This window comes from Ruegeria sp. SATB027 (assembly GCF_059613825.1).
In genome coordinates this window covers 1-24,630 of sequence record NZ_JBXWTH010000035.1, presented here as the reverse complement: position 1 = coordinate 24,630, position 24,630 = coordinate 1, and the positions used below count along the sequence as shown (strand labels likewise).

Sequence of the window (24,630 nt, the reverse complement as noted above, 5' to 3'; positions counted from 1 at the left end):
GGTTCCCTACCGCGTTTTCCGCCCGATTTTGGGAACACCGTCGACCTTGTTGCGGTATGACGTGATCCAATCCTTGGTTTTTTTGAATGGCATGGGCTTACCGATGCCAAACCCCTGAACATGATCGCAACCTAGTTGGGCCATCAGCGCGTGCTCACCCGGCGTTTCGACACCTTCGGCCAGAGTTTCCAGATGCAAACGTTCTGCCATCATCAAAATGGCGCTGGCAAGCTGTTGCTGGCTTGGGTCCAGATCCGCTTTGGCAACAAATGATCTGTCGATCTTGATGCGCGATACGTTGAACCGTTTGATGGAACCGATCGAGGCATGTCCTGTCCCGAAATCGTCCAGATCAATACAGCACCCCATTGCGGCAAGCCCGGTGACGTTGCGGGTGATGACATCGTCGGGCCGCCTGGAGAACACGGTCTCCAACACCTCGACCGCCAACCTGTCAGGGGTCAGATCGAATTGATCCAGTTCCCATTTCAGACGGTCGATCAGGCCCGGATTGCGCAGTTCGTCAGATGAAAAGTTGATCCCGATGCGCGGCACCGACAGCATGGACCGATCCCAGTCGCGCATTGCGGAAAAGGAATGATGCCGCATGGCCTGACCCAACCGGTCCATCAGTTCGGCCTGTTCGGCAAAGGGCAGGAACACATTGGGGGCAAGAACCCCTTTTTTCGGATGTTCCCAGCGGGCCAGAGCTTCAAACCCGCTGATACGCCCGGTATCGGTTGAGATCTGGGGTTGAAACCATGGACGGATCTCACCGCTGTCCAGCGCCGCTTCGAATTCTTTGCGCAAGTTGATCCTGACCTGTGCCCGTCTGCGCGTCTGAGAGGAAAAAGCGCGAATCGTGGATGGCCCGTTTTGTTGTGCCTCCAAAAGGGCGTTATTTGCGGCCTCCTGCCAATCGATTGCAGAGCCGTCAGTGATATTGCTGCTCAGGCAAAAGCCAATGGAACAGGACATATACACGCCGGTGCCATTCAGCATGATGGGATCTTCTACGGCGTTTTGCATACGGCCCGACATCTGAATACAAGCTTCCAAATCCAGTTGCCGTGCCGGGTGCAGAACAACCATCATCCTGTTTCCACCCATCCGGGTTGCGCAATCATTTGAGCGGATCATGGACAAAACGCGCGAGCAGAATTGCTGTGCAACGTGGTTTGCCGCCGCCTGTCCGTGCAGATCAAGCAATTGCGTAAAGTCATCCAGAACCACCGCGAAACAGGCCGAGTTTTCCCCCTTCAGGCGGGCGTCGGCAAATACCTTCTCCAAAACTGTTTCAAACTGGTCTTTTGACAGCAGACCGCCTGAACGCCAAAGCCCCTTACGCGACGGATTGGCTGCGAGCGCATTGATGCCTGCGACGATCAGAGGCAAAATCAGGGCCAGTGCAACCAGGGCCTGTTCTCCCCCAATCCAGAATGCACTCAGACAAAGCGCCGGAACAAAGGCCAGCGCGGCTGGGCCGCCCAGAACGGTTTTCAACGAATGGACAAAACGGTCGGTAAGGGGATGGTTCCGCATCAGCTTTCTGGCCTTGGGCATGATCTGCACAAGGCAAAGCCTATGAAACCAGTCTGAGTCAGTCGTTAACGCAGAAGCGGAATCTCTTCCATATTCCCGGAATTTTCGTTGGAATTTAGCGAAAGGTTAATGAAATCAAATAGCTTTCCATCCAGAAGGTGCGATGGCCGCGCATTTGTTAACGCTCGGAACATAACCTGTCGCCGACCCGGGCTGTTCTTTTCCCATTGATCGAGAATCTGTTTGACCTGCTGGCGCTGCAACCCATCCTGACTGCCGCACAGGTCACAGGGAATGATCGGGTATTGCATCGCCTTTGCAAATTTCTCGCAATCGGCTTCGGCGACATGGGCGAGCGGGCGAAATACAAAAAGATCGCCTTCTTCATTCACCAGTTTCGGCGGCATCGTGGCCAGGCGGCCGCCGTGGAACAGGTTCATGAAAAACGTCTCAAGGATATCGTCGCGGTGATGCCCCAGGACGACCGCCGAGCATCCCTCCTCGCGCGCGATGCGATAGAGGTTGCCACGGCGCAAACGGGAGCACAGGGCGCAATAGGTCCGGCCCTGCGGAACCTTGTCCATCACAACGGAATATGTGTCCTGATATTCGATCCGATGCGGTACGTCCATTCGACCCAGAAACTCGGGCAGGACCGTAGCCGGAAAGCCCGGCTGGCCCTGATCCAGATTGCAGGCCAGCAGATCGACAGGCAACAGGCCCCGCCATTTGAGCTCGTAGAGAACGGCCAGCAATGTATAGCTGTCCTTGCCACCCGAAAGACAGACCAGCCAGCGGGGCGGCTTGCCATCCTTGTCGTGGGCGGACGGATCCACCATCCCGTATTGCTCGATCGCTTCACGGGTCTGGCGCACAATACGTTTACGCAGCTTCTTGAACTCGGTTGTCGAGGGCGCGCCGGCAAACAGCGGGTGGATATCGTCTGCATCATCAAACATGCGCCGTGGTTACAGCGAACCGAAGGCCCGGGCAAGGCGTAGAAGCAGGATCAACCGCGTTTGGAGCGTAGTTGCACCCGTGTTACCCTGCGCGTATTTTTCAGGAGGTATATTATGGACTATTTCTTTTCGGTCCGCGCCCGCAGCGGCGATCACTATTCAAACAAGATGGGTGCCGCGCGATATCTCGCTATTCCGGGAAATGTCGGGCAACCGGCACGGCAGCATGAAATACCGCAGTCTCAATGGATAAGCCGGATTCAGGCCGAAGCCGGGGCGACGGCTACCGAGAATGGGCATATTGTCGTCTTCGTGCACGGGTTCAATATCGAGCAATATCAGATGCTGGAACGTCACCGCAAAATACGCACCGGTCTTGAGGCGCATGGTTTTAACGGTGTGGTCATCAGCTATGACTGGCCAAGCGATGGATCGGTTCTGGGCTATAACGTTGACCGGGCTGACGCGCGGCGTGCGGCAGAAAAATTGTTCAGTCACGGGATCACGCGGCTGTCCCGGATGCAGACCGCGGATTGCCGGTATAACGTCCATGTTCTGGCGCATTCCATGGGCACGTTCTTGGTGCGCGAAGCCATGGATTATGCCGATGACGACCATGAAACCGCGCAACACAGCTGGATGACCAGCCAGATCGCGTTTGTCGCGGCGGATGTATCCGCGAAATCGTTCCGCGACGGCAGTTCCAAGACCTCCTCTCTGATGCGACGTTGTACCAGGCTGACATGCTATTACAGCCCCTTTGACGAGGTTTTGTCGATTTCAGAGGTCAAGCGTGTCGGAGTATCGCGCCGACTGGGCCGTGTCGGAATGCCAAACGACCGGCCTGAGAAAGCGGTCAATCTGTATTGCGGGTCCCATTTCAAGAATACCCGCGATGAATACGGGGATGGGCCTTCGGCGACACACAATTGGTATTTTGATTCGCCTCGGTTTTTCGAAGACTTGCACCATACGTTGATGGGGAAACTGGACCGAGAGGTCATTCCGACCCGCAGCTTCACCGACCGCGGCAACCTGGCGTTGACTTAAGGGTCGGTATTGTCGGGCACCGGATCGTAACCGTCACCGCCCCAGGGGTGGCACCGGCAAATCCGGTGCGCAGCCAGCCACGATCCCCGGATCGCGCCATGTTTTTCCAATGCTTCCAGTGCATAGGCCGAGCATGTGGGCTGATAGCGGCAGTTGAAACCAACCCAGGGGCTGAAAATCAGTCGGTACGCGCGAACGGGCAGGGCGACGATATGGGACAGAAAGGTCATTTGCGATCCGCATGCACTTTGCGAAGCGCATACCGCAAGTCGCTCTGCAGGACGTCATAAGGAAGATCGGCGGTTACATCAGCCCGCCCGATCAGCACATAGTCCCAACCTTCAAGACCATACACAGGCAAGACGGCCCGTGCGACTTCTCTCAGGCGGCGCTTGGCACGATTGCGGGCCACGGCATTGCCGACTTTCTTTGAGCAGGTAAAGCCAACGCGCAGCCCCACCGCTTCATCCGGAGCGCGTCTGCGGGCCTGCACCATCATCGAAGACGTTCCCTGCCTGCGCGCGCGGGCGGCTTTCAGGAAATCGGTTCGTTTTTTCAGGATCGTCAGGGATGTGGGTAGACAAACAGAAGCCGCCGGGGGCGTATTCCCGGGGTGGTTCTTACCATCCTCAGGGGCCTCCGGCGGCGTCATGTTCATACCCTGATCGGTGGGCGGTTTTATGCGCTCAGCGATTTGCGGCCGCGGGCGCGGCGTGCGTTCAGGATCTTGCGGCCGGCTTTGGTGGCCATGCGCGCGCGGAAACCGTGGCGGCGTTTGCGAACCAGGTTCGAAGGCTGATAGGTGCGTTTCATCGCTCCGTCTCCAATCTATAGCGGTCGGGTGCGGCGCGGATTCGCCTGGCCCTAGTGTTCGAAGCCCGTCCTCTACTGCCAAGCGAAGTGTAAGTCAAACCCCAACAGTCCGGTTTTCGCGGCTTTTGCAACAATTCTGTAAACCGGATGCAGAAAAGATTTCAAATCGGTCGATTATCGTCTGAAACTGTCACGTTCGCGGCCACATAGATCAAGGCCCCGTGAACCCACTGTTGCCAAAAGCGCAAGCAGCGCATGTTGGGCGTAAGATGAAGCAAGAAGAACCGGAAGGCCAGATGTCCGAAACAAGCCACGCTCCACGAAACGGGTTGGCGCGTCATATCCCCTTGCTGGTGATTCTCGGTGTCGCCGCGGTGGGGTTTTTCACGCTGGGTGATTACCTGACTTTCGAAACCCTGCGCGACAACCGCGAAGCGTTGCTGGCGTGGCGGGACGCAAACTTTTGGGCCATGGTGGCCGGGTTCATTGCCGTCTATATCGTAATCGTCGCGTTTTCGCTGCCCGGGGCTGCTGTCGCCTCGGTGACCGGCGGGTTCCTGTTTGGACTGTTTGCCGGAACGGTGTTCAATGTATTTTCGGCCACTATTGGCGCATCGGCCATCTTTTTGGCCGCCCGCTGGGGGTTGGGCAATGCTTTGACGGCCCGGCTGGATGCCTCAAAGGGGACGATTGGGAAGCTGAAAGACAGGTTGCGCGAGAACGAAATCTCGGTGCTGTTCCTGCTGCGGCTTGTCCCGGTTGTGCCGTTCTTTGTGGCCAATCTGGTGCCTGCGCTGGTGGGCGTCAAATTTCGCAATTTTCTGATCACGACGGCGTTGGGCATAATTCCGGGGGGTATCGTTTATACTTGGATCGGCGTTGGGCTGGGCGGTGTGTTCGACCGTGGCGAAACACCGGACGTTTCTTTGTTGTGGGAACCCTTCGTCATTGGCCCCATTGTCGGCTTGTGTGTGCTGGCTGCTTTGCCGATTGTCATCAAGTCCCTGCGTGGCGGAAAGGACGCCTGACCCATGCAACACCTCAAGACAGATATCCTGGTCATTGGGGCCGGGTCCGGTGGGTTATCGGTTGCGGCCGGTGCCAGCCAGATGGGTGCGAAGGTGATCCTTCTGGAAGGGCACAAGATGGGTGGCGACTGCCTGAACTTCGGCTGCGTCCCGTCGAAAGCGCTGATCGCAAGCGGCAAAGCGGCCTTTGGTCAGGCGCATTCCGCCGCGTTTGGCGTGGCCGATGTAAACCCTCAGATCGACTATGCGGCGGCGAAGGATCATGTGCGGGATGTGATTGCCCAGATCGAACCGATGGACAGCCAGGAGCGCTTCGAAGGTTTGGGTGTCCAAGTGATCCGCGAATATGGCAGCTTTATCTCCCCGACCAAAGTGCAGGCCGGAGATCATGTCATCACCGCGCGCCGGATCGTGATTGCGACCGGGTCGTCGCCAATGGTTCCGCCAATCCCTGGTCTGGACACTGTACCTTATCAAACAAACGAAACCATCTTCGACCTGCGCGAGCGTCCGGAACACCTGCTGATCATTGGCGGTGGTCCGGTGGGTATGGAAATGGCGCAGGCTCATGTCCGTTTGGGCAGTAAAGTAACAGTCGTTGAAGGGCAGAAGGCGTTGGGCAAAGACGACCCCGAGGCCGCGTCCATTGTGCTGGAGGCTTTGCGCAGTGAAGGTGTCGTGATCCACGAAAACGCCGTGGTGGCCCAGATTCGCGGAAAGGATGGCGCTGTGGAGGTCGTGACCGAGAACGGCGATATTCACCGGGGCTCTCACCTTTTGATCGCCGCAGGGCGCAAAGCCAATATCGAGCGTCTGAACCTGACTGCGGCGGGAATTGACCGCACCAGAACCGGAATCAAGACGGATGACAGCTTGCGGACGTCAAACCGCCGGGTCTATGCGATCGGCGATGTCGTGGGGGGGCTGCAATTCACCCACGTTGCCGGGTATCATGCGGGTATCATCATTCGATCCGCCTTGTTCGGCCTGCCCTCCAGGGCGAAAACGGCGCATATCCCGTGGGCAACGTTCACCGATCCTGAACTGGCACAGGTAGGTCTGACCGAAGCTCAGACCCGCGACCGGCATGGCGACAGGCTGGAGGTTGCGCGCTTTGATTATCACCACAATGACCGCGCTTTGGCCGAGCGCAAAACCAAAGGGTTCGTAAAGGTCATGGTGGTGAAGGGCAGGCCCGTCGGCGCCACGATTGTGGGCCATCAGGCGGGCGAGTTGATAAACATGTGGTCGTTGGCTTTGGCCAATAATCTGAAGATGGGGCAGATAGCTGCTATGGTTTCACCCTATCCGACAATCGGAGAGCTTAACAAACGCGTTGCTGGCGCTTATTTCTCTCCAAGGCTGTTTGAGAATCAGACAGTTAAACGTGTGGTCAGGTTTGTTCAGCGTTGGATTCCCTGACCTGTAAAGGAGCGTAAATTGAACTCGCTGTCGGGCCGATTTCTGATCCTGACGACGGTCTTCGTTATGTTGGCCGAAATCCTGATCTTTGTCCCGTCGATTGCCCGGTTCCGCGAGGATTTCCTGCTGAACCGTCTGGAACGCGCTCAGATCGCATCGCTGGCTTTGTTGGCAGATGATATGCTGGCCGAAGATCTTGAGGCGGAATTGCTGGCGAATGCCGGTGTCTACAACGTGGTATTGCGTCGGGATGAAGTCCGCCAACTTATGCTGTCGTCTCCGATTCCAGAGGCAATCACCAAAACATTTGATCTACGGGATGCCGGTCCATGGATTTTGATCCGGGATGCGGTGAGCCGGATATTTATACCTGAAAATGAAGTCATCCGTATCATTGGCGAGCCGGTCAAGGGCGCGGGGCTGCTGATCGAGGTCACCATCGACAGCGCCCCCCTGCGTATGGCGATGGTTGATTACGGCCTGCGCATTCTGGGGCTGTCCTTTGTCATCTCGATCATCACGGCGTCCTTACTGTTCCTTGCGGTGCGCGTGGTTCTTGTCCGGCCCATCAAAAGCGTGGTTGGATATATGCAGCGCTATGCCAGCGCGCCCGAGGATGCGCGCGGCATCATCTCTCCGAATTCCAGAGTGACAGAATTGCGCGAGGCGGAAGAAGCGCTGAAGATGCTGCAAACGGAACTGACGCAGGCTCTCAAACAGCGCGAGCGGTTGGCGCAACTGGGTGGGGCGGTTGCAAAGGTCAGCCATGACCTGCGCAACATTCTGACATCGGCGCAGCTGTTCACGGACAGGATCGAATCCAGTGATGACCCGCTGGTCCGGCGAATGGCTCCGAAGTTGGTGAATTCGATCACACGTGCTGTATCGCTGTGTGAAAGCACATTGGCATTCGGCCGTGCAGAAGAACCTGCGCCCACCTTGACGATGGTGCCCCTGCGGACAATTGCGGCTGATGTCGCCACCAGCGAACAGCTGGCAGTCGCAGGGGGCTGCGTCGAGATCGTGAACGAAGTGCCGGAAGATCTGATCGCCCGCGCCGACCCCGAGCAGTTGTTTCGTATCATCATGAACCTCGTGCGTAACGCAAGACAGGCGTTGGAAGCCTCGGGTAAGCCGGGTCACATCACCATCGTCGGGTGTGAATATCAGGATGCCTGGTGTCTTGAAATTCGCGACACCGGGCCGGGTCTTCCGCCAAAAGCACGTGAAAACCTGTTCACACCGTTTCAGGGTGGGGTCCGCAAAGGAGGCTCTGGCCTGGGCCTTGCAATCTCTCAGGAACTGGTGCGCGGGCATGGCGGTAACCTGACACTGAAAGAGACCGGACCCGAAGGAACGATCTTTGAAATCAGGCTTCCGCGTGGAGACATGACTTTTTGATTTTTTTTTGAAGAATCGGCTTGCACGTCTTTGACCACAGGTCTAAACAGCGCCTCACCAACGCGGACCGATAGCTCAGCTGGATAGAGTACTTGACTACGAATCAAGGGGTCGGGGGTTCGAATCCTCCTCGGTCCGCCACTTGGTAAAAACCTACCACAAAATCAATGACTTGTATGCCATTTTTTTCAGGTATTTGCGACCTGAACAATTTTCGTTCCCGAGTCGTCCACCGACAATATGCGTTTCTTGTCTGCTTCCTTGGTGTAGCGTTCAGCCTCATCAAGCGATTCATGGCCTGACCACGTCATCAGCTGATGAGAGGTTGCGCCGCTCTCGGCAAGTCTGGCGCAGCATGTGTCACGCAACCCGTGGGCCGTTCTCCGGTTCTCAACTTTAAGACCGGCTTTCCGGCAGGCTTCGCTGAACCAATTGCTGGCGGCTTTCTCTGATCGACTTGACCCATGAATGGTTGCAAGCCACGTCATGTGGTGGTCGCTTCTGGCGCGCAGGCACTCGTTCAGGTGCTTCTCTCGCGTGTCCTCTGTCATCGATTACATCCTCCTTCTCCAAATTGGAGCTTAAAGAAGATGTCTCGCAGGTATGTACATATCTACAGGCAAGTTGTTCTTGGGCGGGGCTCGGATGGACAGCCGAAAAAGCAGCCGGTCTGAAAATCGGACTAGGCGAACAAAATCAATGTGGCGGGTAAAGGCCGCTTCAGGTGGTGTTAGGTGACTTGATCGGTAGACTGTGGGCGGACGGACCACTCAACCAGAGATCGCTTCACCTTCCGCCCCTCCAGCGGTGTTTGCAGTTTGTTACGATGCGGCGAAACATCCAATGGTTGCGGAAACGCACGATTCGGTTGGTTTGGCAGGTGGCAACAACATGCTGCATTCCTAGACCGTATGGCATCCCAACCTGCCATAACTTCGTGGAATCTCTTCAGGCTTGTTCCGCTTGAAGCCCCATCTGATCCTCGGTTTCCCAGCTTTGAGGGCGGATCGCCTTAAAAGGGTAGAGTCACTCACAACCTCCAACAGGATGTATTCGCTGGATATCGTTTGCTTTCTTGTTAGGGTGCAGCCAGTGCAGAATTAAATCTGCAGTCGTTTTGTACAGCGTTTATCGGAGCTGCCTTTTGATCATTCCATTTCATGTCCGGGAGATGCTGCGGCGAATTAATGCGCGATATGATGTTGACCGCACGCCAAAGCAGTTGGCCCCAAGCGACGACGGGTTTTCGTCTTTGCGCCCCTCTCGCAGGGCTGACAGTAAGACGATTGCGCGGTTCTGGGATCATTTAAAGCCTACTGCAAGCGACGCAGATCAAGCACTGATTGCGGATTCTGCAACAGTCGAGGATTCGGAAACCTATAGCGCCAATATTGAGAACTTCATTGGAACTGTGAAAGTTCCAGTTGGCATCGTTGGACCATTGCGTTTGAACGGCATGAACGCCAACGGGGATTTTTTTGTCCCTCTGGCGACGACTGAGGCTGCTCTTGTTGCCTCTTACGCGCGGGGAGCCTTTGCCGTTGGTCGGTCTGGTGGGGTCAGTACGGCTGTCTTGTATGAAGGTGTATTGCGAACGCCAGCCTTTGTGTTCGAAAGCCTTTTGCAGGCCGGCCAGTTCGTGGATTGGGTGGTCAGCAATGTCGATGATCTCCAGAAAGCGGCTGAAGCCACAACCCGGCATGGCAAACTTGTCTCGTTGGAGCCCTTCATAGACACAAATGTCGTTTTTCTGATTTGCCGTTACACCACAGGCGATGCGGCGGGTCAGAACATGGTAACCATTGCAACAGATGCGCTGTGCCGTGCAATTGAAAGCGGTTGCCCAGTGCCAATTGAAAACTGGTATATTGAAGGGAATTTTTCGGGCGACAAGAAAGCCTCGGCGCTTGGGTTGGTGACGGGTCGCGGCCGCAAGGTAAGCGCGTCGGTAACCTTGCCTGCGGACGTCGTGGAAAAGACGCTTGGCACCACGGTAGATGCCATGTTGGCCTACGGCCGGGTCGCCAATCTTGGATCACATATATCGGGTCAGTTTGGGGCTCAGGCTCACTATGCCAATGGGCTTGCGGCCTTTTACATCGCGACCGGGCAAGACGCGGCCTGTGTCGCTGAAAGCGCGATGGGAGTGACGCGGATGGAGCCCAGAGGGGATGATCTTTTCTGCTCGGTGACGCTCCCAAATATCCTTGTCGGTTCCGTGGGTGGGGGCACCGGATTGCCCAGCCAGACTGCGGCGCTGAACATTCTGGGACTGAAGGGCTCGGGTCATGGCAAGGCGCTGGCCGAAGTAGCTGCAGCTATCTGTCTGTGCGGAGAGATATCGATTGTTGCTGCAATCGCTGCCGGGCATTTCACGCGCGCCCATGAGAGTCTGGCCCGCCAACGATGACTTTGCTGGCTCGATTGTGGATCTATCAGTCCGAACGCTTTCCGTTAAAGAAGACCGTTCCGCTCTTGCTGGTATTTTCTGCGGCAAGCATCTGTGTCTCGGCTCGGCTTGCCGATCGCCCCTTGCCCGAATGGCCCGCCTTCGCCGTCGGCTTCATCCTGGCGATGATGCTGTTTTTTCAGATGCGCGTTTGCGACGAATTCAAGGATGCCGAGGCCGACCGTCGTTACCGGCCCGAGCGCCCCATTCCAAGAGGGTTAGTGTCACAGGCTGAGGTGCTGGTACTTGGCTTGCTGACATTGCCGGTGACTGTCGCCGCTGCATGGTTGTGGCACCCCCCGGTTCTGTGGTGCCTTTTTATAGTTTGGCTTTGGCTGACGGCAATGACAGCCGAATTCGGGGCGCCAGTCTGGTTAAAGGCGCGGCCGGTCCTCTATCTGTTCAGCCACATGGCGATTATGCCCCTGATCGATTTGCTGCTCACCAGTATAGAATGGCTTCCAGCCGGTGGTGCCGCATCGAAGCTATGGTTGTTTCTGGCCTTGTCTTTCGTGAACGGTTGCGTTCTTGAAATCGGACGCAAGCTATGGTCGCCTGAAAACGAAATTGACGGGGTAGACACCTATTCGGACCTTTGGGGATATCGCTGTGCCGCCATCGTTTGGCTGTGCAGTGTTGCGCTGTCGTTTCTGTTGTTGGTGGGTACTGGGTTTGCGACCGGCGTTGGTTGGTTAACCGTCGTGCTCGGGGCCGCTGCGTTTGTGTTTTGTGGCCTTGCGGCAGGCAGTTACGTAAAAGCGCCAACACCCAAGGCACAAGGCAAGATGGACACAGTCGCGGGACTTTGGGTGTTCTTCTGTTACGCCACAGCGGGCTTTTTACCGTTTCTGGTCGGAGGCTTCAGATGACCTTTATCGTCAATCAATCCGATGCAACTGACCCGACCGTGGTCGGAGGTAAAGCCGCTGCGTTATCGAGCCTTGTCTGCCACGGATTCAATCCGCCTGCGTTTTTTGTCATCAGCGATACCGCTTTCCGACCAGGCAAGACTGGACCAGTCGCGGTGCGCGGGCTGAGTGATGCACTTGGCGTTGCATTGGATGCATTGGGTCCGGGGCCATATGCGGTGCGCAGTTCCGGTCGGGCCGAAGATGGTGCGGAGCACAGTCATGCAGGGCAGTTCGATACGGTCTTGAATGTCGATGCTAGCAAGATATTGCTGGCGGCGAAACGGGTTTGGCAATCGGGATTTACGGATTCTGTCGCCACCTATCGCTCGGTCAAATCCGGGGGCGAGGCAGAAGCCCCTGCAATCATCGTACAGCGCATGATTGATGCGACGACCGCCGGTGTCGCTTTCTCGGCCGATCCGGTAACCGGGCGACGAAACACTGTAGTCGTGTCTGCCGTCAAAGGCCTGGGCGATGCCCTGGTCGCAGGTGAGGTTGATGGCGAGGACTGGACCATCGAACAAGCCAGACAGCCTGAATGCGCGCAAGACACGCCCCAGGTTTTGACACGGGACCAGGCGCTTCAGGTCGCAATGCTGGCGCGCAAAGCGGAAGAGGCTTTTGGGGGCCCGCAAGACATCGAATGGGCATTCGATGCTGATGGGTTGCACATTCTTCAGGCACGGCCGATTACGACCGAGCTGCGTCCAGTGGCGATACCGGATAATGCGCTTACCATCTTTGACAACTCGAACATTGTCGAAAGCTATCCGGGCATGGTCAGTCCGCTGACTTATTCCTTTGCCGTGCATGTCTACTCTCGGGTCTATCGCGCCTTCGTGCGGCTTCTGGGCGTTTCGGATAGAGCCGTCGCGCGGAACTCGGCCATCTTCGACAATTTCCTTGGGCGCATTGATGGGCGTGTCTATTACAATCTGGTCAACTGGTACCGTGCGCTGGCGCTGCTTCCGGGGTTCTCGCTGAACCGCGACTACATGGAAACAATGATGGGTGTGTCAGAACCCATGCCGCGTGAGATTACAGATGGGATTGGGCCTGCTCCTGCTAAAGGCGCGTGCAAGGTATTGGAGTATGCCAAACTGGCTGCGGTTGCGGGCAGCCTGATCTGGCAGGCCGTGCGTTTGCCGCGCACCCGGCGCAACTTCTATGCCAGGCTGAACGAAATTCTGGATCGTGATCTGGACATAGAAGCTGCGAATGCGACCGAACTGGCCGCCGAGTATCGTCATATCGAAAGTACCCTGCTGGATCGCTGGGACGCGCCGCTTGTAAATGATTTCCTGTGCATGATCGCCTTTGGCGCATCGCGCAACCTGCTGCACAAATGGTTGGGTGAGGACGGGCTGAAGCTGCATAACGATGTCATGATTGGCCAGGGTGATATCGTCTCAGCCGAACCGGCGCAGCGTATTAATCACATGGCTCACTTGGTCCGCGAGGCTGAGATTACTGATCAGCTGAGCGCGGAATGCCGGTTGGAAACCCTTGCATCTTATCCTCAAATCAGGGCCGAGGTTCAGTCTTATCTGAGTAAATTCGGGGACAGGTGTACTGAGGAGCTGAAGCTGGAGAGTATTCCACTGCGCGATGATCCCACCAGTCTACTGATGGCCATCGCAGCAAGTGCCGCCCGCCCCGAGGGTAAGCGGCACATCGGCACAGAGCCGGACTGGAAGTCCCTGTTTCCAGCCAATCCGTTGAAACGCCACATCTCAAAATGGATCGTAGGGTGGGCCAAGGCCCGGGTACGCGATCGAGAGAATCTGCGCTTTGAACGCACCCGGATATTCGGTCACGCCCGGCGTGTTTTTCTGGGCATCGGGCGAGAGTTTGCGGCAAGAGGGCTGCTTTCAAATCCCCGCGACGTCTTTCATCTGACAACATATGAAGTCCTGGGCGCCGTCGAAGGGTTCAGTCTTTCGCCTGATCTGAAAACTATAGTAGCGCAACGCCAACGCGAAGATGCTGCTGCATCCCAACGCGCGGACCCGCCCGAACGTATAGAAATCCGAGGACCCGCTATTGCTCCGATATGGGCGGATACTGAAGAGGTGGACAGCAATCCGGAGCGTGTGAAAACCGGCACCGGCTGTTCAGCCGGGCAGGTAATCGCAAAGGCCCGTGTGATCCGTGATCCGCGGACCGAGGCGCTGCAACCTGGCGATATCCTTGTGGCGCGCCACACTGATCCGGGCTGGATTGCGGTGTTCTCGAATGCATCGGCCATTGTGGTGGAGCGGGGATCACTATTGTCGCATTCTGCCATCGTGGCGCGCGAGTTGGGCATCCCCTGTGTAGTGGGTCTGAAGGGTGCTACGCAATGGATCAAGGATGGTGAAACCCTGTCGGTCGACGGAGCAAGTGGCAATGTGGAACGGTGCGATGGGGCATAGTGAAATCGAAGGCAAAGCAGATTTCGGTCACATCCGGTACGCGCAGCTATGGGAAGACGCAGACGTTCTAACCGAGGCGCTGGGGGATTGCGCAGGGGGCACGCTGGTTTCCATATGTTCGGCCGGGGATAATGCATTGGCCATGCTGACGCTGGACCCGTCGAAAGTTGTGGTAGTTGATCTGTCACCGGCACAGATTGCCTGCCTGAAGCTAAGGATCGGTGCTTTCCGGTCGCTGACACATCCCGAGTTTCTGGAACTGACCGGATCGCGACCAAGCAACAGACGCAAGGAGTTGCTGTCGCAGGCCCTGCGGGAAACCGACCCTGAAACACGCGCCTTCTGGACCAGCTTGGTCCCCGACGTCGAACGTTTCGGGATCGGCGGGGTCGGCAAGTTTGAGCGGTATTTCCGCATCTTCCGCACCCGGCTTTTGCCGATTGTTCATTCCCGACGCACGATTGATGACGTCTTTACGCCCCGAACACCCGAAGCGCGCGAAGTTTTCTTTGACACACGCTTTGATACCTTTAGATGGCGGCTGTTGCTGAATGTGTTTTTCTCGCGCTTTGTGATGGGGCGTATGGGTCGCGACAAGGCATTCTTTGATCACGTCGAGGGCAGCCCCGCTCAGCATGTAGCTCGTCGAATTCGCCACGCAGGTGTTGAAACCGACCCATCGCGAAATCCATATTTGCACTGGATTCTGAAGGGCACGCATAGCGATGCACTCCCAATGGCCTGGAGGCCCGAGCATTTTGATACGATCCGCGCCCGCCTGGACCGCCTGGATATCCGTCCGGGGTCGTTGGAGGCCTTCGTTTCGACCGGTGAAAAAGCCAATGGTTTCAACCTGTCGGATATCTTCGAATATATGTCGCCCGAAGTGTTTGAACAGGTTTACGGGTCTATCCTGTCCGCTTCCGCGCCCAAGGCCCGCCTTGTGTATTGGAACATGATGGCACCCCGCCGCGTGCCGGTCGTACACAAGGAAAAAATAGAAACACATCACGCGATCGAGGATCGACTGAAGGCGCGAGACATGGCCTTTTTCTACTCGGACTTTGTCGTGGAAGAGGTGCTTGTGTGAGTGTTCTGGTACAGATCCTGCTGGCCTTGACGTCTGTTCTCGCCCTGTTGGGATTAATGGCAGTTGTCCGTCGGTTGGCGCAAAAGGTCGGCTTGAACGCAGAAGTGCAACGTAAACTGATGCATGTTGGAACCGGGCTTTTCACCCTGGTTCTGCCTTGGATTTTCCCGGATCGCTGGCCGGTGTACATGCTGATCGCGGTAACGATGATTGTCATGTTGATCTTGCGTTTGCCGCGTTTCTCAAAAGGTCTGGGAGCAGCGCTGCACAGCGTCGAACGCACCTCATACGGTGATTTCCTGTTGGCGTTATCCGTTGGGTTTTGCTTTCTGCTGGCAGGGGCAAACACTCTGTATTACGTGCTTCCGATCGCCGTTTTGACGCTGGCGGATGCTGCTGCTGCGCTTGCCGGCACGACATATGGAACCAAACGCTACGTGGTTGAAGACGGCGACAAGAGCCTAGAAGGGTCAGTGGTGTTTTTTGTCGTAACGCTATTGGTTGCGATCATCTGTTTCCTGTTCTTGTCGAAACTACCACCCTCGAACATCATGATGCTGTGCCTTATGGTTGCGGCCTTTGGCACATTGGTCGAGGCGCAAAGCTGGCGAGGGTTTGACAACCTGTTCCTGCCGCTTGGTTTGCTGATTTTTCTGAAAAGTCACTATCATAGCTCTTTGGCAGAATTGTCGTTGTTGGCCGTTTTGTTTCTTGCCTCCCTTGCCAGTTTCGGCGTGGTGGGAACCAAGCTGGGCCTGACCAAACATACGACCCGCGTTTATGTTGTTGCGGTCTTTCTGTTACTGGCAGCTGCGAAACTCCAGAATACAGTACTGCCGATCATGGTTCTGGCGGCACACGGCTGGGCGCGCACCGCCTCTCCGTGTGACAGTAAGTACCCCGATCTGGATATTGTTGCCGCCCTGGGCCTGTTGGGCTTCGGTTGGCTCGCGGCGGGGAATGCTGCGGGATGGGATGCGATATCCTTTTTTGGGCTGAGTGCGATGGGGTTGGCCATGGGGCTTATTGCAGTGGCGTTGCGCACCACGCCAATAGCGATACCGTTTGCTGCCGCCCTCCTGTTCTTCATCCGGTCCTGGGTGGTTTCCCTGAACTCTGACCAATCGAATTGGGCCGAGCCCCTGACTGCACTCGCACTTGTATCACTCGCAACAATGGCGATTGTGCCCCTGTTGCTTCCACATTTGCTCCAAAAGAATCGTGTTTTCAGGCTCACGCTGTTGGCACTGTTTCCACCGCTTGCCTATTACATCTGGTCCATAGCAGGGGCCGTTGGCGGTGGGATGGTCTCAGGAGTTGTATCATGACGAAAGAAACCATTCAGACCGATGGCGCCAAACTGTCTGTTTATCTGCAAGGCCCCGATTGGGACGATGTTCCCGCTGCAACAATCGGCGACTTTTCTTGCCAGACCCCAGAGGCCGGTTTGGAGGCTTTGAAAACGGCCGTTGCGTGTGTCCGGCGGGCCGGGATTGATCGGATCATTGGGCCAATGTCTGGCGACACATGGCATAGCTATCGGTTCGTATCCGATAGCGACGGTTCAGCGCCTTTTTTAATGGAGCCGACGAACAAGCCACATGAGCCCGATGTGTTTCGGGCGGCAGGATTTACGACCATCAGCAGGTATTTCTCGGCGCGCGTGTCGTTGGCACAAACGTCCAGGTCGCCTCTTGCGGCAGCCGACTCGTTTGATGTCGAACCCTGGGACGGAACCAACCCTGAAGGATTGTTCCGGCAAGTGTACCAACTGTCAGTTGAGGCTTTTTCCAAAAACGCCTTCTATAAACCCATATCTGAGAATGATTTTCTTGCAATGTACTTGCCCGTCATTCCGATGTTGAAGCGCGAACTTATCTTTTTTGCTCGTCGTCCGGACGGCTCGTTGGCGGGTTTTCTGTTTGGGATCCCCAACTATGCAGAAGGCCCAAATCCAGCTGGGGCCATCCTGAAGACCTATGCGAGCCTTGAGCGCGGCGCAGGCCGTCATTTGGCCAGTCATTTCCATAGGTCAGCCCTAAATCTCGGTTTTAAAACAGCCATCCATGCGTTGATCCATGATGACAATCAATCCGCCGACCGCAGTGTTGTCGAAGGGGCTGAGGTTTTCCGGCGGTACAGCCTGTTGGGGTTGCGCCTGGATGGTTAATCTGTTGGACCATTTTGCCGTTGCCGTCGATCGATATCCAAACCGAACGGCCATCGTCGAAAGCAACGGTCGCGAGGTCACCTTTGGTGAGCTTCAGAATCGTGCGCAGCAATTTGCCAGAAAGTGGAGCCGAAAGGGAATTGACCATGGCGATCGCGTTCTGTTGGCGATGCCAGTCAATGCTGATCTCTACGCAAGTCTTGCGGCCTTGTGGTCGTTGGGTGCAACGGTGGTATTGCCTGAACCAGCGATGGGGCTAGCGGGGTTGCGTCACGCAGCGAGAACGACCCGACCCAAGGCCATTTGCGCATCAGGTTTCTTTGCGCTGCTCAGGTTTGTTGTGCCCGAACTTTGGAAGCTGCGGCTTTTGCTACCAGGCAATGCCAAGGGCGACCTGAGGAAAGCGGCTGTCAAGGACAGTGACATGGCGCTCATTTCCTTTACGTCCGGAACAACAGGTCGGCCCAAGGCCATCCCCCGCAGCCATGCGTTTTTGATGGCACAACATGATGCCATCGCACCGCTTCTTGACAGTAATGAAGCAGAGCGGGATCTGGTAGCGTTCCCGGTGTTCACCCTGATAAACCTTGCGGCTGGGCGCACGACCGTTCTACCGAACTGGAAGATGAGAAATCTGGATCGACTATCGCCCAAGCAGTTGGCGGGCTGGATATCAATTCAGCAAGTTACGCGGCTTCTGATCCCCCCGTCTTTGTGCGAAAAGCTTGCTCAGTGTAGCGAAACGGACCGACTGCATACAGTTTTCACCGGTGGCGGCCCGGTGTTCCCTGACCTGATTGAAAGGCTTCTCACCAATACCGGTCTGGACGTGGTCTGCGTCTATGGGTCAACCGAAGCTGAACCGATTGCGCATCTTGACGCGCGTGACATCTCCGAAAGCGACCAACGCGAAATGGCAGCGGGTAAGGGACTTCTTGTCGGGCATCCGGTTTCGCAAATCAAACTTCGAATTTGGGAGGACGAAGTTCAGGTGGCGGGTGATCATGTAAATGATGGCTATCTAGATCCAGCACACTCCAAAGAGAACAAAATCAAAGATGGCGCCACGATCTGGCATCGAACCGGCGATGCTGGTCAGTTGGATGACCTGGGTCGTTTGTGGCTGTTAGGTAGACTGGGGAGCGAGGTGACAACTTCGTCTGGCCGCATCTTTCCTTTTGCAATCGAAATAGCTGCCCGGCAATGGCCGAGCGTGACGAACAGCGCGCTCATGAACTTCAACGGCAGTCCCGCTTTATGCATTGAAGGTGACGCGTATCAGCTATCAAACTGGGAAAATTTGGCCCAGGAATTTGGTGTTTCCAAAGTGGTCCATGTGCGAAAAATGCCAATGGACAAACGTCACAGATCCAAAGTTGACCGGGAAAAACTCATCCATTTGTTGGGCTTCTAGTCTACACTATTTATTCTTAAGTATTCCGACGGAAGATAACGGTCGAGCATAGTTTTGTGTCTGGTCGCTGAACGGCGGGAAAGCCCAGCGGCTTCGAAATTTCGTAACCCGCGGACACACCTCGTATCTCTTCGTTAGTTTTCTAAGACGGCCAGGTATCCTCTAGCCGCCTTGAAACAAACAAACGCGTGCATCGAATTTGCCAGACTAACAAGCCGCGCGTGGCCCTCATCACTGTTCGAGAGCCGCAACCCATGAATGTCCGGCAGACAATGAACGTCAAGTCAATCGCGGCGTCTATGCCGATGATCTGCGATTGTCGTACTTGACCGGTGTCTCGCGCTGCTTTCTGTGGGGGATGCAGGCGTGTATCTCCTTGTCTTTTAAGGCGTCTCGGAGCCAGTCGGAACCATGGCCATGATCGCCGAACAATCAGCCCACATTCGGTATGCTGCTGAGCAGAGACCGAGCACGGATGTAATCGCTGATTTGCCCGCCGGTAACGAACCGGTTGAGCGGGCGATCTTTGCTATCACAAATGGCATTTAGCTTGGTGTCATGAGCATCTACGGGATTCTGTTTTCGGATACCGGGTCGAACACGACGGCCTTTTCCATATTGAAAGCAAACTCGGCCTGTTGGCCGGGCGTAACCTCTGCATCCGCGCGCATGCGGGCGACGCATTCGGCGCCTCCGATCGTTGTGGCCACAAATGTGTCCGAGCCTGCGGGTTCTGTCACAGTCACCGTGTTTCGGATCGACACAATGTGCGTTGACCGGTGATCAGCGCCTTCCACATCGGTAAGCGCTTCGGGGCGGATGCCCAATATCACATCTTTACCTTCGTATGTCTTTATCGCGTCCGAAGGCGCGCAAAGGGCGAGTCGCACTTCGTCGCCGCGATCATCAAATGTAACTGCATAGACCGAGGCCCCTTCGACCCGTACGGATGCCTTGATCAGGTTCATTGACGGTGAGCCCATGAATGTAGCGACGAACAGGTTTGCCGGAGTATCGTAAATCTCTTTCGGTGTGCCCAGTTGCTGTACATATCCGCCATTCATCACGGCAATCCGGGTCGAAAGAGTCATTGCCTCGATCTGGTCATGGGTCACGTAGACTATGGTAGTACCAAGGTTCTGGTGCAGCTTCTTGATTTCGGTGCGCATATCGACCCGCAGCTTGGCGTCGAGATTTGACAAGGGCTCGTCGAACAGAAAAACGTCGGGGTTGCGCACTAGCGCCCGACCCATGGCAACCCGCTGACGCTGACCGCCCGACAACTGGCCCGGTTTTCGGTCAAGCAGTTGTTCGATCTGCAGCAACTTGGCGACATCCGCCATCGCCTTTTCACGTTCGGGCTTGGGAACACCATGCATTTCCAGACCAAAGGTAATGTTCTGGCCGACAGTCATGTTCGGATAGAGGGCGTAGGACTGGAATACCATCGCGATATTGCGATTGGACGGGTGTACCCCGTTCATGCGGGCATCCTTGATCCGGATTTCGCCCGACGTGATGTCCTCTAGGCCCGCAATCATGTTCAACAGTGTGGATTTTCCGCAACCAGAGGGCCCAACAAGCACCAGAAACTCGCCTTCTTCCACTGCGATATTTACTTTATGCAGAACCTCGACAGAGCCGTAGGACTTGGTGACGTTGTCGATATCGAGAAAACCCATCGGTTACCCCTTAACAGAGCCCGCCATCAAGCCGCGCACGAAATAGCGTCCGGCAACGATGTAGACGAGCAGGGTTGGCATTGCGGCTAGGATCGCGCCGGCAAAATGGACGTTGTATTCCTTCACGCCGGTCGAGCTTTGCACAAGGTTGTTCAGGGCGACTGTCATCGGGGCGCCATCGCCCGAGGCGAAGGAGGCACCAAACAGGAAGTCGTTCCAGATGTTGGTGAACTGCCAGATCACGCAAACCACGATAATCGGGCCCGAGGATGGCAGAAGGATGCGCCAGAAGATCTGAAAGAACCCTGCACCATCAATTTGAGCGGCCCGAACCAATTCGGTCGGGAACGCCGCGTAGTAGTTCCGGAAGTACAGGGTCGAAAAACCGACGCCATAAACCACATGAACCAGAACCAGTCCGGCGGTCTTGCCGGACAGGCCAAGAACGCCGAGGATCGCAGCCATGGGGATCAGGACGATCTGGAACGGGATGAAGCAGGAAAACAGCATCAACCCAAACAGGATCGTGTCGCCACGGAACCTCCATTTGGTCAGGATGTATCCATTCAGCGCCCCTAGTACCGTTGAAATTGCAACGGCCGGGACGACCATCGAAATTGAGTTCCAGAAATAGGGTCTGAGACCTGTCGGCTCAACCCCGACCTGCGCAGTGGACCACGCCTTTACCCAGGGTTCCAGCGTGAAGGCGTTTGGAAGGGACATCATCCCTCCGCCGGTGATTTCGGACAGTGGTTTCACTGAATTCACCAGCATGACATAAAGCGGAAGCATGTAGAACAACACGAACAGGATCAGCACGACGTAGATCAGCGTGCGAGTGTATCGGCCTGTTCGGACAGCGGTGTCAGAGCTTGCGACGGCCATCACTTCTTCTCCTTCAGCTCAGCATAGAGATAAGGGATCATGATTGCGGCAATCGTCATCAGCATAATGACGGCTGAGGATGCACCGATACCCATCTGATTTCGGCTGAACGTGTAGGAATACATGAAAGTCGCAGGCAATTCCGTTGCCCTGCCGGGGCCACCTCCGGTCATCGCGATGACAAGATCGAAGGTTTTGATTGCCAGATGCGCAAGGATCACGAAGGCCGACAGGAATGCAGGTCGCAGTTGCGGGATAATGATACGGCGATACAGGTTCCAGTTCGATGCGCCGTCCATCTGAGCAGCCTTGAGGATTTCGTTGTCGATGCCGCGCAAACCGGCCAGAAACATTGCCATGACAAACCCGGAGGTTTGCCAGACGGCCGCCAGAACGACCGTATAGATTGCGAAGTCCCGGTTTTTGATCCAGTCGAACTCGAAGCTCTGCCATCCCCAAGACTGCACGATGTTTTCCAGTCCGATGCCCGGATCCAAAAACCATTTCCAGGCGGTGCCGGTTACAATGAAACTCAGCGCCATTGGGTAGAGATAGAGCGGGCGCAAAAATCCCTCGCCGCGGATCTTCTGGTCCAGCAAAATGGCCAGTGTCAGGCCAATAATTGTGCAGACTACGATATACAGACCGGCAAAGACGGCCATGTTAGTCAATGCGATCTCCCAGTGGGAAAGCTTGAACAGTTTTTTGTAGTTCGACAGCCCGATCAGGTCGAATGTCCGCTGCCCGTTCTTGTCGACGAACGGCAAGATGCGGCTGTCGGTAAACGATACGTAGATCGTGAACAGAATGAACCCGTAGACAAATATCAGGACCATCGCCAGAGATGGTGACAGGACGAGCTTGGGAATCCAGTTTTGCAGACGGGTCTTGAAATCTGCCTCAGCAACCGTGGCCATGGCAACTCTCCTGAGGACGGGTTACGTGAGTTAAAAGTCGTGCGGGGCGATCACTGGGAATCGCCCCACGCAAATGGATCACTTTGCGATGGAAACCGCGTCGACCAGTTCCTGAACAGCGGTTTCACTGTCATACTCGCCGTTGAAATGCGCGGTGACCACATCATAAACCGCATTCTTTACCGAAGCCGGAGCAGCATGACCATGCGCCATCGAGCCGAACAGGTTGCCCGAGGATGCCGCTGCTGCAAGGTCTTTCATACCCTGCTGGCCGCAGGCATCCAATTCGCTTCCATCTACGTCGGTGCGGGCCGGGACTGACCCTTTCACCTTGTTGAAGGCGATCTGGAAGGATGGTGACAGGATGGCGCTGGCCAAAGCCGCCTGTTCTGCCGAAACGGTGCCGCCCTGATCAAACATCATGAACTGGTCTGCATTGAAAGTGACCTGATCCTGCGTGCCGGGGAAGCGGAAGCACAGGAAATCCTTGCCCGGAACCTTGCCTGCATTCAGGAACTCGCCCTTCGCCCAGTCGCCCATCATCTGAAAGCCGGCTTCGCCATTGATGACCATCGCCGTCGCCAGGTTCCAATCGCGGCCCGAGAAGTTGTCATCGACGTTTTCGCGAATGAACGCCATCCGGTCGAATGCCTCTTTCATGGTCTCCGAACCCAGAGCCTCTTCATCGAGATCAATGAAGGCGGCTTTGTAGAAATCTGGCCCACCCGTTGACATGGCTACCGCATCGAACACTGTTGCGTCCTGCCAGGCCTGACCGCCATGCGCGATTGGCGTAATACCTGCTGCCTTCAGAGTTTCAACTGCCGCTACGAAATCTTCCCAGGATTCGGGTACGGCGATACCATTGGCATCAAGCACGGGCTTGTTGGCCCAGACCCAGTTTGTTGAATGCACATTGACAGGTGCTGAAATCCACTTGCCATCGACTTTGGCAAAGAATTGCAGCGCTTCGGGAACAACTTCATCCCATCCTTCCTGGGCGGCAAGTTCATTCAGATTGGCAAGTGCCCCCTGATTTCCCCAGTCCAGTATGTCAAAACCCAGCGCCTGAACTGCCGTGGGCGGATCACCTGCAGTGACGCGGGCACGCAATACAGTCATGGCCTCGGTTCCACCGCCACCGGCAACGGGCATATCCTGCCAACCGATGCCCTGGCTTTCCAGATCCTGTTTGAGCACGTTCAGCGCCGCAGCTTCGCCGCCTGATGTCCACCAGTGCAGAACTTCCACATCTTCGGCCTGAGCAGCTGTCACGGATAGGGCAGCAACTGCCGTCGTAAAGTGCAGTATCTTGGCAATCTTGTTCATGATGTCCTCCCTGATTGTATTTTTGTAACTGTTCGGTTACTTTCATTATAGTGACGGAAGTGTTCACCAAGTCAAGAAAACTTATTCGGCACCTCGCATGGGCGCGAAGTAACGTCGCGGCCACGCAGGAAAGGCTTTCTCAGATCATCCAAGTGTCAGCATTACTCGATGCATTCGTTTCACTACAACTAAGGCTGCTCATTTCGAACGATCCGCAGAATGCTGTCGACGTTGAAGTCCAAGCGCTCGTTCAAGGCTTGCTCGTCCATCATGTCCCGTTGAAACAGAAATGAGCCGGTAAACCTGTTGGTCAGGTAGTAATACCCGATGGCGGCAATTGTGATGTTCAGCTGCGTAGCGTCTATACCCGAACGAAACTCGCCACTTTCTTCGCCTCTCTTCAAAATGTCTTCCACCATCTCCACGAGACCTTTGGTTGTTTCCGGAAGACTCGAAAGCGACTTTATGTGGCGCGCGCGGTGCAGGTTCTCACTATTGACGAGTGTAATGAATTCTGGGTTCTTGAGGTAGTATTTCCAGGTGAATCTCACTAGGGATTCCAGGGCATCAGACGGTGACAGGCTTTCAAGGTTCAGCTTGCGTTCCGCGGTTCGGATGTCGAGATAGGCCGCTTCCAGAACCGTTCGGAACAGATCTTCTTTGCTTCCGAAATAGTGATAGAGCATCCGCTTGTTCGCATCCGCGCGCTCGGCAATTTCATCCACGCGCGCGCCGCCCAAGCCATGTTTGGCAAACTCTTTCTTCGCGGCGTGAAGTATCCGTGCCTTTGTCGCCTCAGCATCTCTTTTCTTTTTGTTTTTTGTTTTTTCGACCAATTCGAACTTCCTTTCTTCCGGGCTTTTTGCACGGTGAAAATGGCCAACGCGGTCCTTTTGCCTGACCTTCCGATTTCAATTGCACGCTACTGCGTGCCGCCCACCTTCGTTTCTACCTCATTCTTAACGCTTGACATAGCGTTTCGTAAAGAAGTAACTGGTTAGTGCGTTAGCGGTGCAAATTGCCGTTATGCGAGATATGTGTCGGGGAGGGGCCGACGTGGGGAATACCTGTGGTCCTATGGGCTCTGTTGCACAAATCGGATTTTGAGCGCAGTTCCCCTTTCCCCGGACGGACTTATCCTACGGGCTCTGTGA

Annotated in this window: 22 protein-coding genes, 1 tRNA gene and 1 pseudogene; 12 read left to right on the top strand and 12 right to left on the bottom strand. The window is 55.7% G+C overall.

The annotated features are described in order from the left end of the window. Nucleotides 1-6: 6 nt before the first annotated feature. Complete coding sequence (locus tag AC2FPW_RS09285) at nucleotides 7-1,542, bottom strand: putative bifunctional diguanylate cyclase/phosphodiesterase (RefSeq protein WP_496813438.1); 1,536 nt, start codon at nucleotides 1,540-1,542, stop codon at nucleotides 7-9. A gap of 65 nt (nucleotides 1,543-1,607) precedes the next feature. Continuing rightward, a complete protein-coding gene (gene ttcA / locus AC2FPW_RS09280) occupies nucleotides 1,608-2,501 on the bottom strand; it encodes a tRNA 2-thiocytidine(32) synthetase TtcA (RefSeq protein WP_496813436.1) in 894 nt (297 codons plus the stop codon). Between the two features lie 114 nt (nucleotides 2,502-2,615). Between ttcA and AC2FPW_RS09275 the strand changes: the two genes are divergently transcribed. Then, nucleotides 2,616-3,551: an alpha/beta fold hydrolase gene (locus AC2FPW_RS09275; protein ID WP_496813434.1), complete on the top strand. Its 936-nt coding sequence runs from the start codon at nucleotides 2,616-2,618 to the stop codon at nucleotides 3,549-3,551. On the opposite strand, the gene yidD is transcribed toward AC2FPW_RS09275, so the two are convergent. From yidD to rpmH, 3 genes are read right to left on the bottom strand one after another with little or no spacing between them, the layout of a single operon-like run. Continuing rightward, nucleotides 3,548-3,781: a membrane protein insertion efficiency factor YidD gene (yidD, locus tag AC2FPW_RS09270; RefSeq protein WP_209505895.1), complete on the bottom strand. Its 234-nt coding sequence runs from the start codon at nucleotides 3,779-3,781 to the stop codon at nucleotides 3,548-3,550. The two genes, AC2FPW_RS09275 and yidD, sit on opposite strands and share 4 nt — an antisense overlap. Beyond that, nucleotides 3,778-4,203: a ribonuclease P protein component gene (rnpA, locus tag AC2FPW_RS09265; protein ID WP_496813433.1), complete on the bottom strand. Its 426-nt coding sequence runs from the start codon at nucleotides 4,201-4,203 to the stop codon at nucleotides 3,778-3,780. Before rnpA ends, yidD begins: the two co-directional genes overlap by 4 nt. Before the next feature lie 26 nt (nucleotides 4,204-4,229). Beyond that, nucleotides 4,230-4,364 carry a 50S ribosomal protein L34 gene (gene rpmH / locus AC2FPW_RS09260; RefSeq protein WP_005980833.1) on the bottom strand — a complete coding sequence of 45 codons (135 nt, stop codon included), beginning with the start codon at nucleotides 4,362-4,364 and terminating at the stop codon, nucleotides 4,230-4,232. A 269-nt stretch (nucleotides 4,365-4,633) separates the two neighbouring features. On the opposite strand from rpmH, the gene AC2FPW_RS09255 reads away from it, so the two are divergent. From AC2FPW_RS09255 to AC2FPW_RS09240, 4 genes are all read left to right on the top strand, one after another. Further along, entirely contained in the window at nucleotides 4,634-5,392 is a 759-nt protein-coding gene (locus tag AC2FPW_RS09255; RefSeq protein WP_496813432.1) for a TVP38/TMEM64 family protein, read from the top strand. Nucleotides 5,393-5,395: 3 nt separating this feature from the next. After that, entirely contained in the window at nucleotides 5,396-6,814 is a 1,419-nt protein-coding gene (locus AC2FPW_RS09250; RefSeq protein ID WP_496813431.1) for a dihydrolipoyl dehydrogenase family protein, read from the top strand. 18 nt (nucleotides 6,815-6,832) lie between these two features. Continuing rightward, a complete protein-coding gene (locus AC2FPW_RS09245; RefSeq protein WP_496813430.1) occupies nucleotides 6,833-8,215 on the top strand; it encodes an ATP-binding protein in 1,383 nt (460 codons plus the stop codon). A 64-nt stretch (nucleotides 8,216-8,279) separates the two neighbouring features. Further along, nucleotides 8,280-8,356 (top strand) — tRNA-Arg (locus tag AC2FPW_RS09240). A gap of 47 nt (nucleotides 8,357-8,403) precedes the next feature. Here AC2FPW_RS09240 and AC2FPW_RS09235 read toward each other — a convergent pair. Beyond that, on the bottom strand, nucleotides 8,404-8,766 hold the full coding sequence (locus AC2FPW_RS09235) for a tyrosine-type recombinase/integrase (RefSeq protein WP_496813429.1): 363 nt from the start codon (nucleotides 8,764-8,766) through the stop codon (nucleotides 8,404-8,406). Nucleotides 8,767-9,359: 593 nt separating this feature from the next. On the opposite strand from AC2FPW_RS09235, the gene AC2FPW_RS09230 reads away from it, so the two are divergent. From AC2FPW_RS09230 to AC2FPW_RS09200, 7 genes are all read left to right on the top strand, one after another. Further along, a complete protein-coding gene (locus AC2FPW_RS09230) occupies nucleotides 9,360-10,625 on the top strand; it encodes a hydroxymethylglutaryl-CoA reductase (RefSeq protein ID WP_496813428.1) in 1,266 nt (421 codons plus the stop codon). After that, nucleotides 10,622-11,533 carry a UbiA family prenyltransferase gene (locus tag AC2FPW_RS09225; protein ID WP_496813426.1) on the top strand — a complete coding sequence of 304 codons (912 nt, stop codon included), beginning with the start codon at nucleotides 10,622-10,624 and terminating at the stop codon, nucleotides 11,531-11,533. The genes AC2FPW_RS09230 and AC2FPW_RS09225 overlap by 4 nt, the downstream gene beginning before the upstream one ends. Then, the gene (locus AC2FPW_RS09220) at nucleotides 11,530-13,989 is read left to right on the top strand and encodes a PEP/pyruvate-binding domain-containing protein (RefSeq protein ID WP_496813425.1); all 2,460 of its coding nucleotides are present in this window, start codon (nucleotides 11,530-11,532) and stop codon (nucleotides 13,987-13,989) included. Before AC2FPW_RS09225 ends, AC2FPW_RS09220 begins: the two co-directional genes overlap by 4 nt. Beyond that, on the top strand, nucleotides 13,979-15,079 hold the full coding sequence (locus tag AC2FPW_RS09215) for a BtaA family protein (RefSeq protein WP_496813423.1): 1,101 nt from the start codon (nucleotides 13,979-13,981) through the stop codon (nucleotides 15,077-15,079). Before AC2FPW_RS09220 ends, AC2FPW_RS09215 begins: the two co-directional genes overlap by 11 nt. Further along, complete coding sequence (locus AC2FPW_RS09210; protein WP_480832455.1) at nucleotides 15,076-16,407, top strand: hypothetical protein; 1,332 nt, start codon at nucleotides 15,076-15,078, stop codon at nucleotides 16,405-16,407. Before AC2FPW_RS09215 ends, AC2FPW_RS09210 begins: the two co-directional genes overlap by 4 nt. Before the next feature lie 185 nt (nucleotides 16,408-16,592). After that, nucleotides 16,593-17,249: a hypothetical protein gene (locus AC2FPW_RS09205; protein WP_496813421.1), complete on the top strand. Its 657-nt coding sequence runs from the start codon at nucleotides 16,593-16,595 to the stop codon at nucleotides 17,247-17,249. Then, nucleotides 17,242-18,663 (top strand): AMP-binding protein, encoded by a 1,422-nt coding sequence (locus AC2FPW_RS09200; RefSeq protein ID WP_496813420.1) that lies wholly within the window; start codon nucleotides 17,242-17,244, stop codon nucleotides 18,661-18,663. The genes AC2FPW_RS09205 and AC2FPW_RS09200 overlap by 8 nt, the downstream gene beginning before the upstream one ends. Nucleotides 18,664-18,972: 309 nt before the next feature. On the opposite strand, the pseudogene AC2FPW_RS09195 reads toward AC2FPW_RS09200, so the two are convergent. The 6 genes and pseudogenes from AC2FPW_RS09195 to AC2FPW_RS09170 all read right to left on the bottom strand — a co-directional run. Continuing rightward, nucleotides 18,973-19,221 (bottom strand): annotated as a pseudogene (locus tag AC2FPW_RS09195) (IS5/IS1182 family transposase); the annotation flags it as partial. Nucleotides 19,222-19,229: 8 nt separating this feature from the next. Further along, nucleotides 19,230-20,345, bottom strand: a complete 1,116-nt coding sequence (locus AC2FPW_RS09190; RefSeq protein ID WP_496813419.1) for an ABC transporter ATP-binding protein — start codon at nucleotides 20,343-20,345, stop codon at nucleotides 19,230-19,232. Between the two features lie 3 nt (nucleotides 20,346-20,348). Further along, nucleotides 20,349-21,230, bottom strand: coding sequence for a carbohydrate ABC transporter permease (locus tag AC2FPW_RS09185; protein ID WP_480832463.1), 882 nt, complete (start codon nucleotides 21,228-21,230; stop codon nucleotides 20,349-20,351). Next, on the bottom strand, nucleotides 21,230-22,147 hold the full coding sequence (locus AC2FPW_RS09180) for a carbohydrate ABC transporter permease (RefSeq protein ID WP_496813417.1): 918 nt from the start codon (nucleotides 22,145-22,147) through the stop codon (nucleotides 21,230-21,232). The genes AC2FPW_RS09185 and AC2FPW_RS09180 overlap by 1 nt, the downstream gene beginning before the upstream one ends. A 78-nt stretch (nucleotides 22,148-22,225) precedes the next feature. Further along, nucleotides 22,226-23,476 (bottom strand): ABC transporter substrate-binding protein, encoded by a 1,251-nt coding sequence (locus AC2FPW_RS09175; protein WP_496813416.1) that lies wholly within the window; start codon nucleotides 23,474-23,476, stop codon nucleotides 22,226-22,228. A gap of 188 nt (nucleotides 23,477-23,664) precedes the next feature. Then, nucleotides 23,665-24,312 (bottom strand): TetR/AcrR family transcriptional regulator, encoded by a 648-nt coding sequence (locus tag AC2FPW_RS09170; protein ID WP_496813415.1) that lies wholly within the window; start codon nucleotides 24,310-24,312, stop codon nucleotides 23,665-23,667. Between the last annotated feature and the right edge of the window lie 318 nt (nucleotides 24,313-24,630).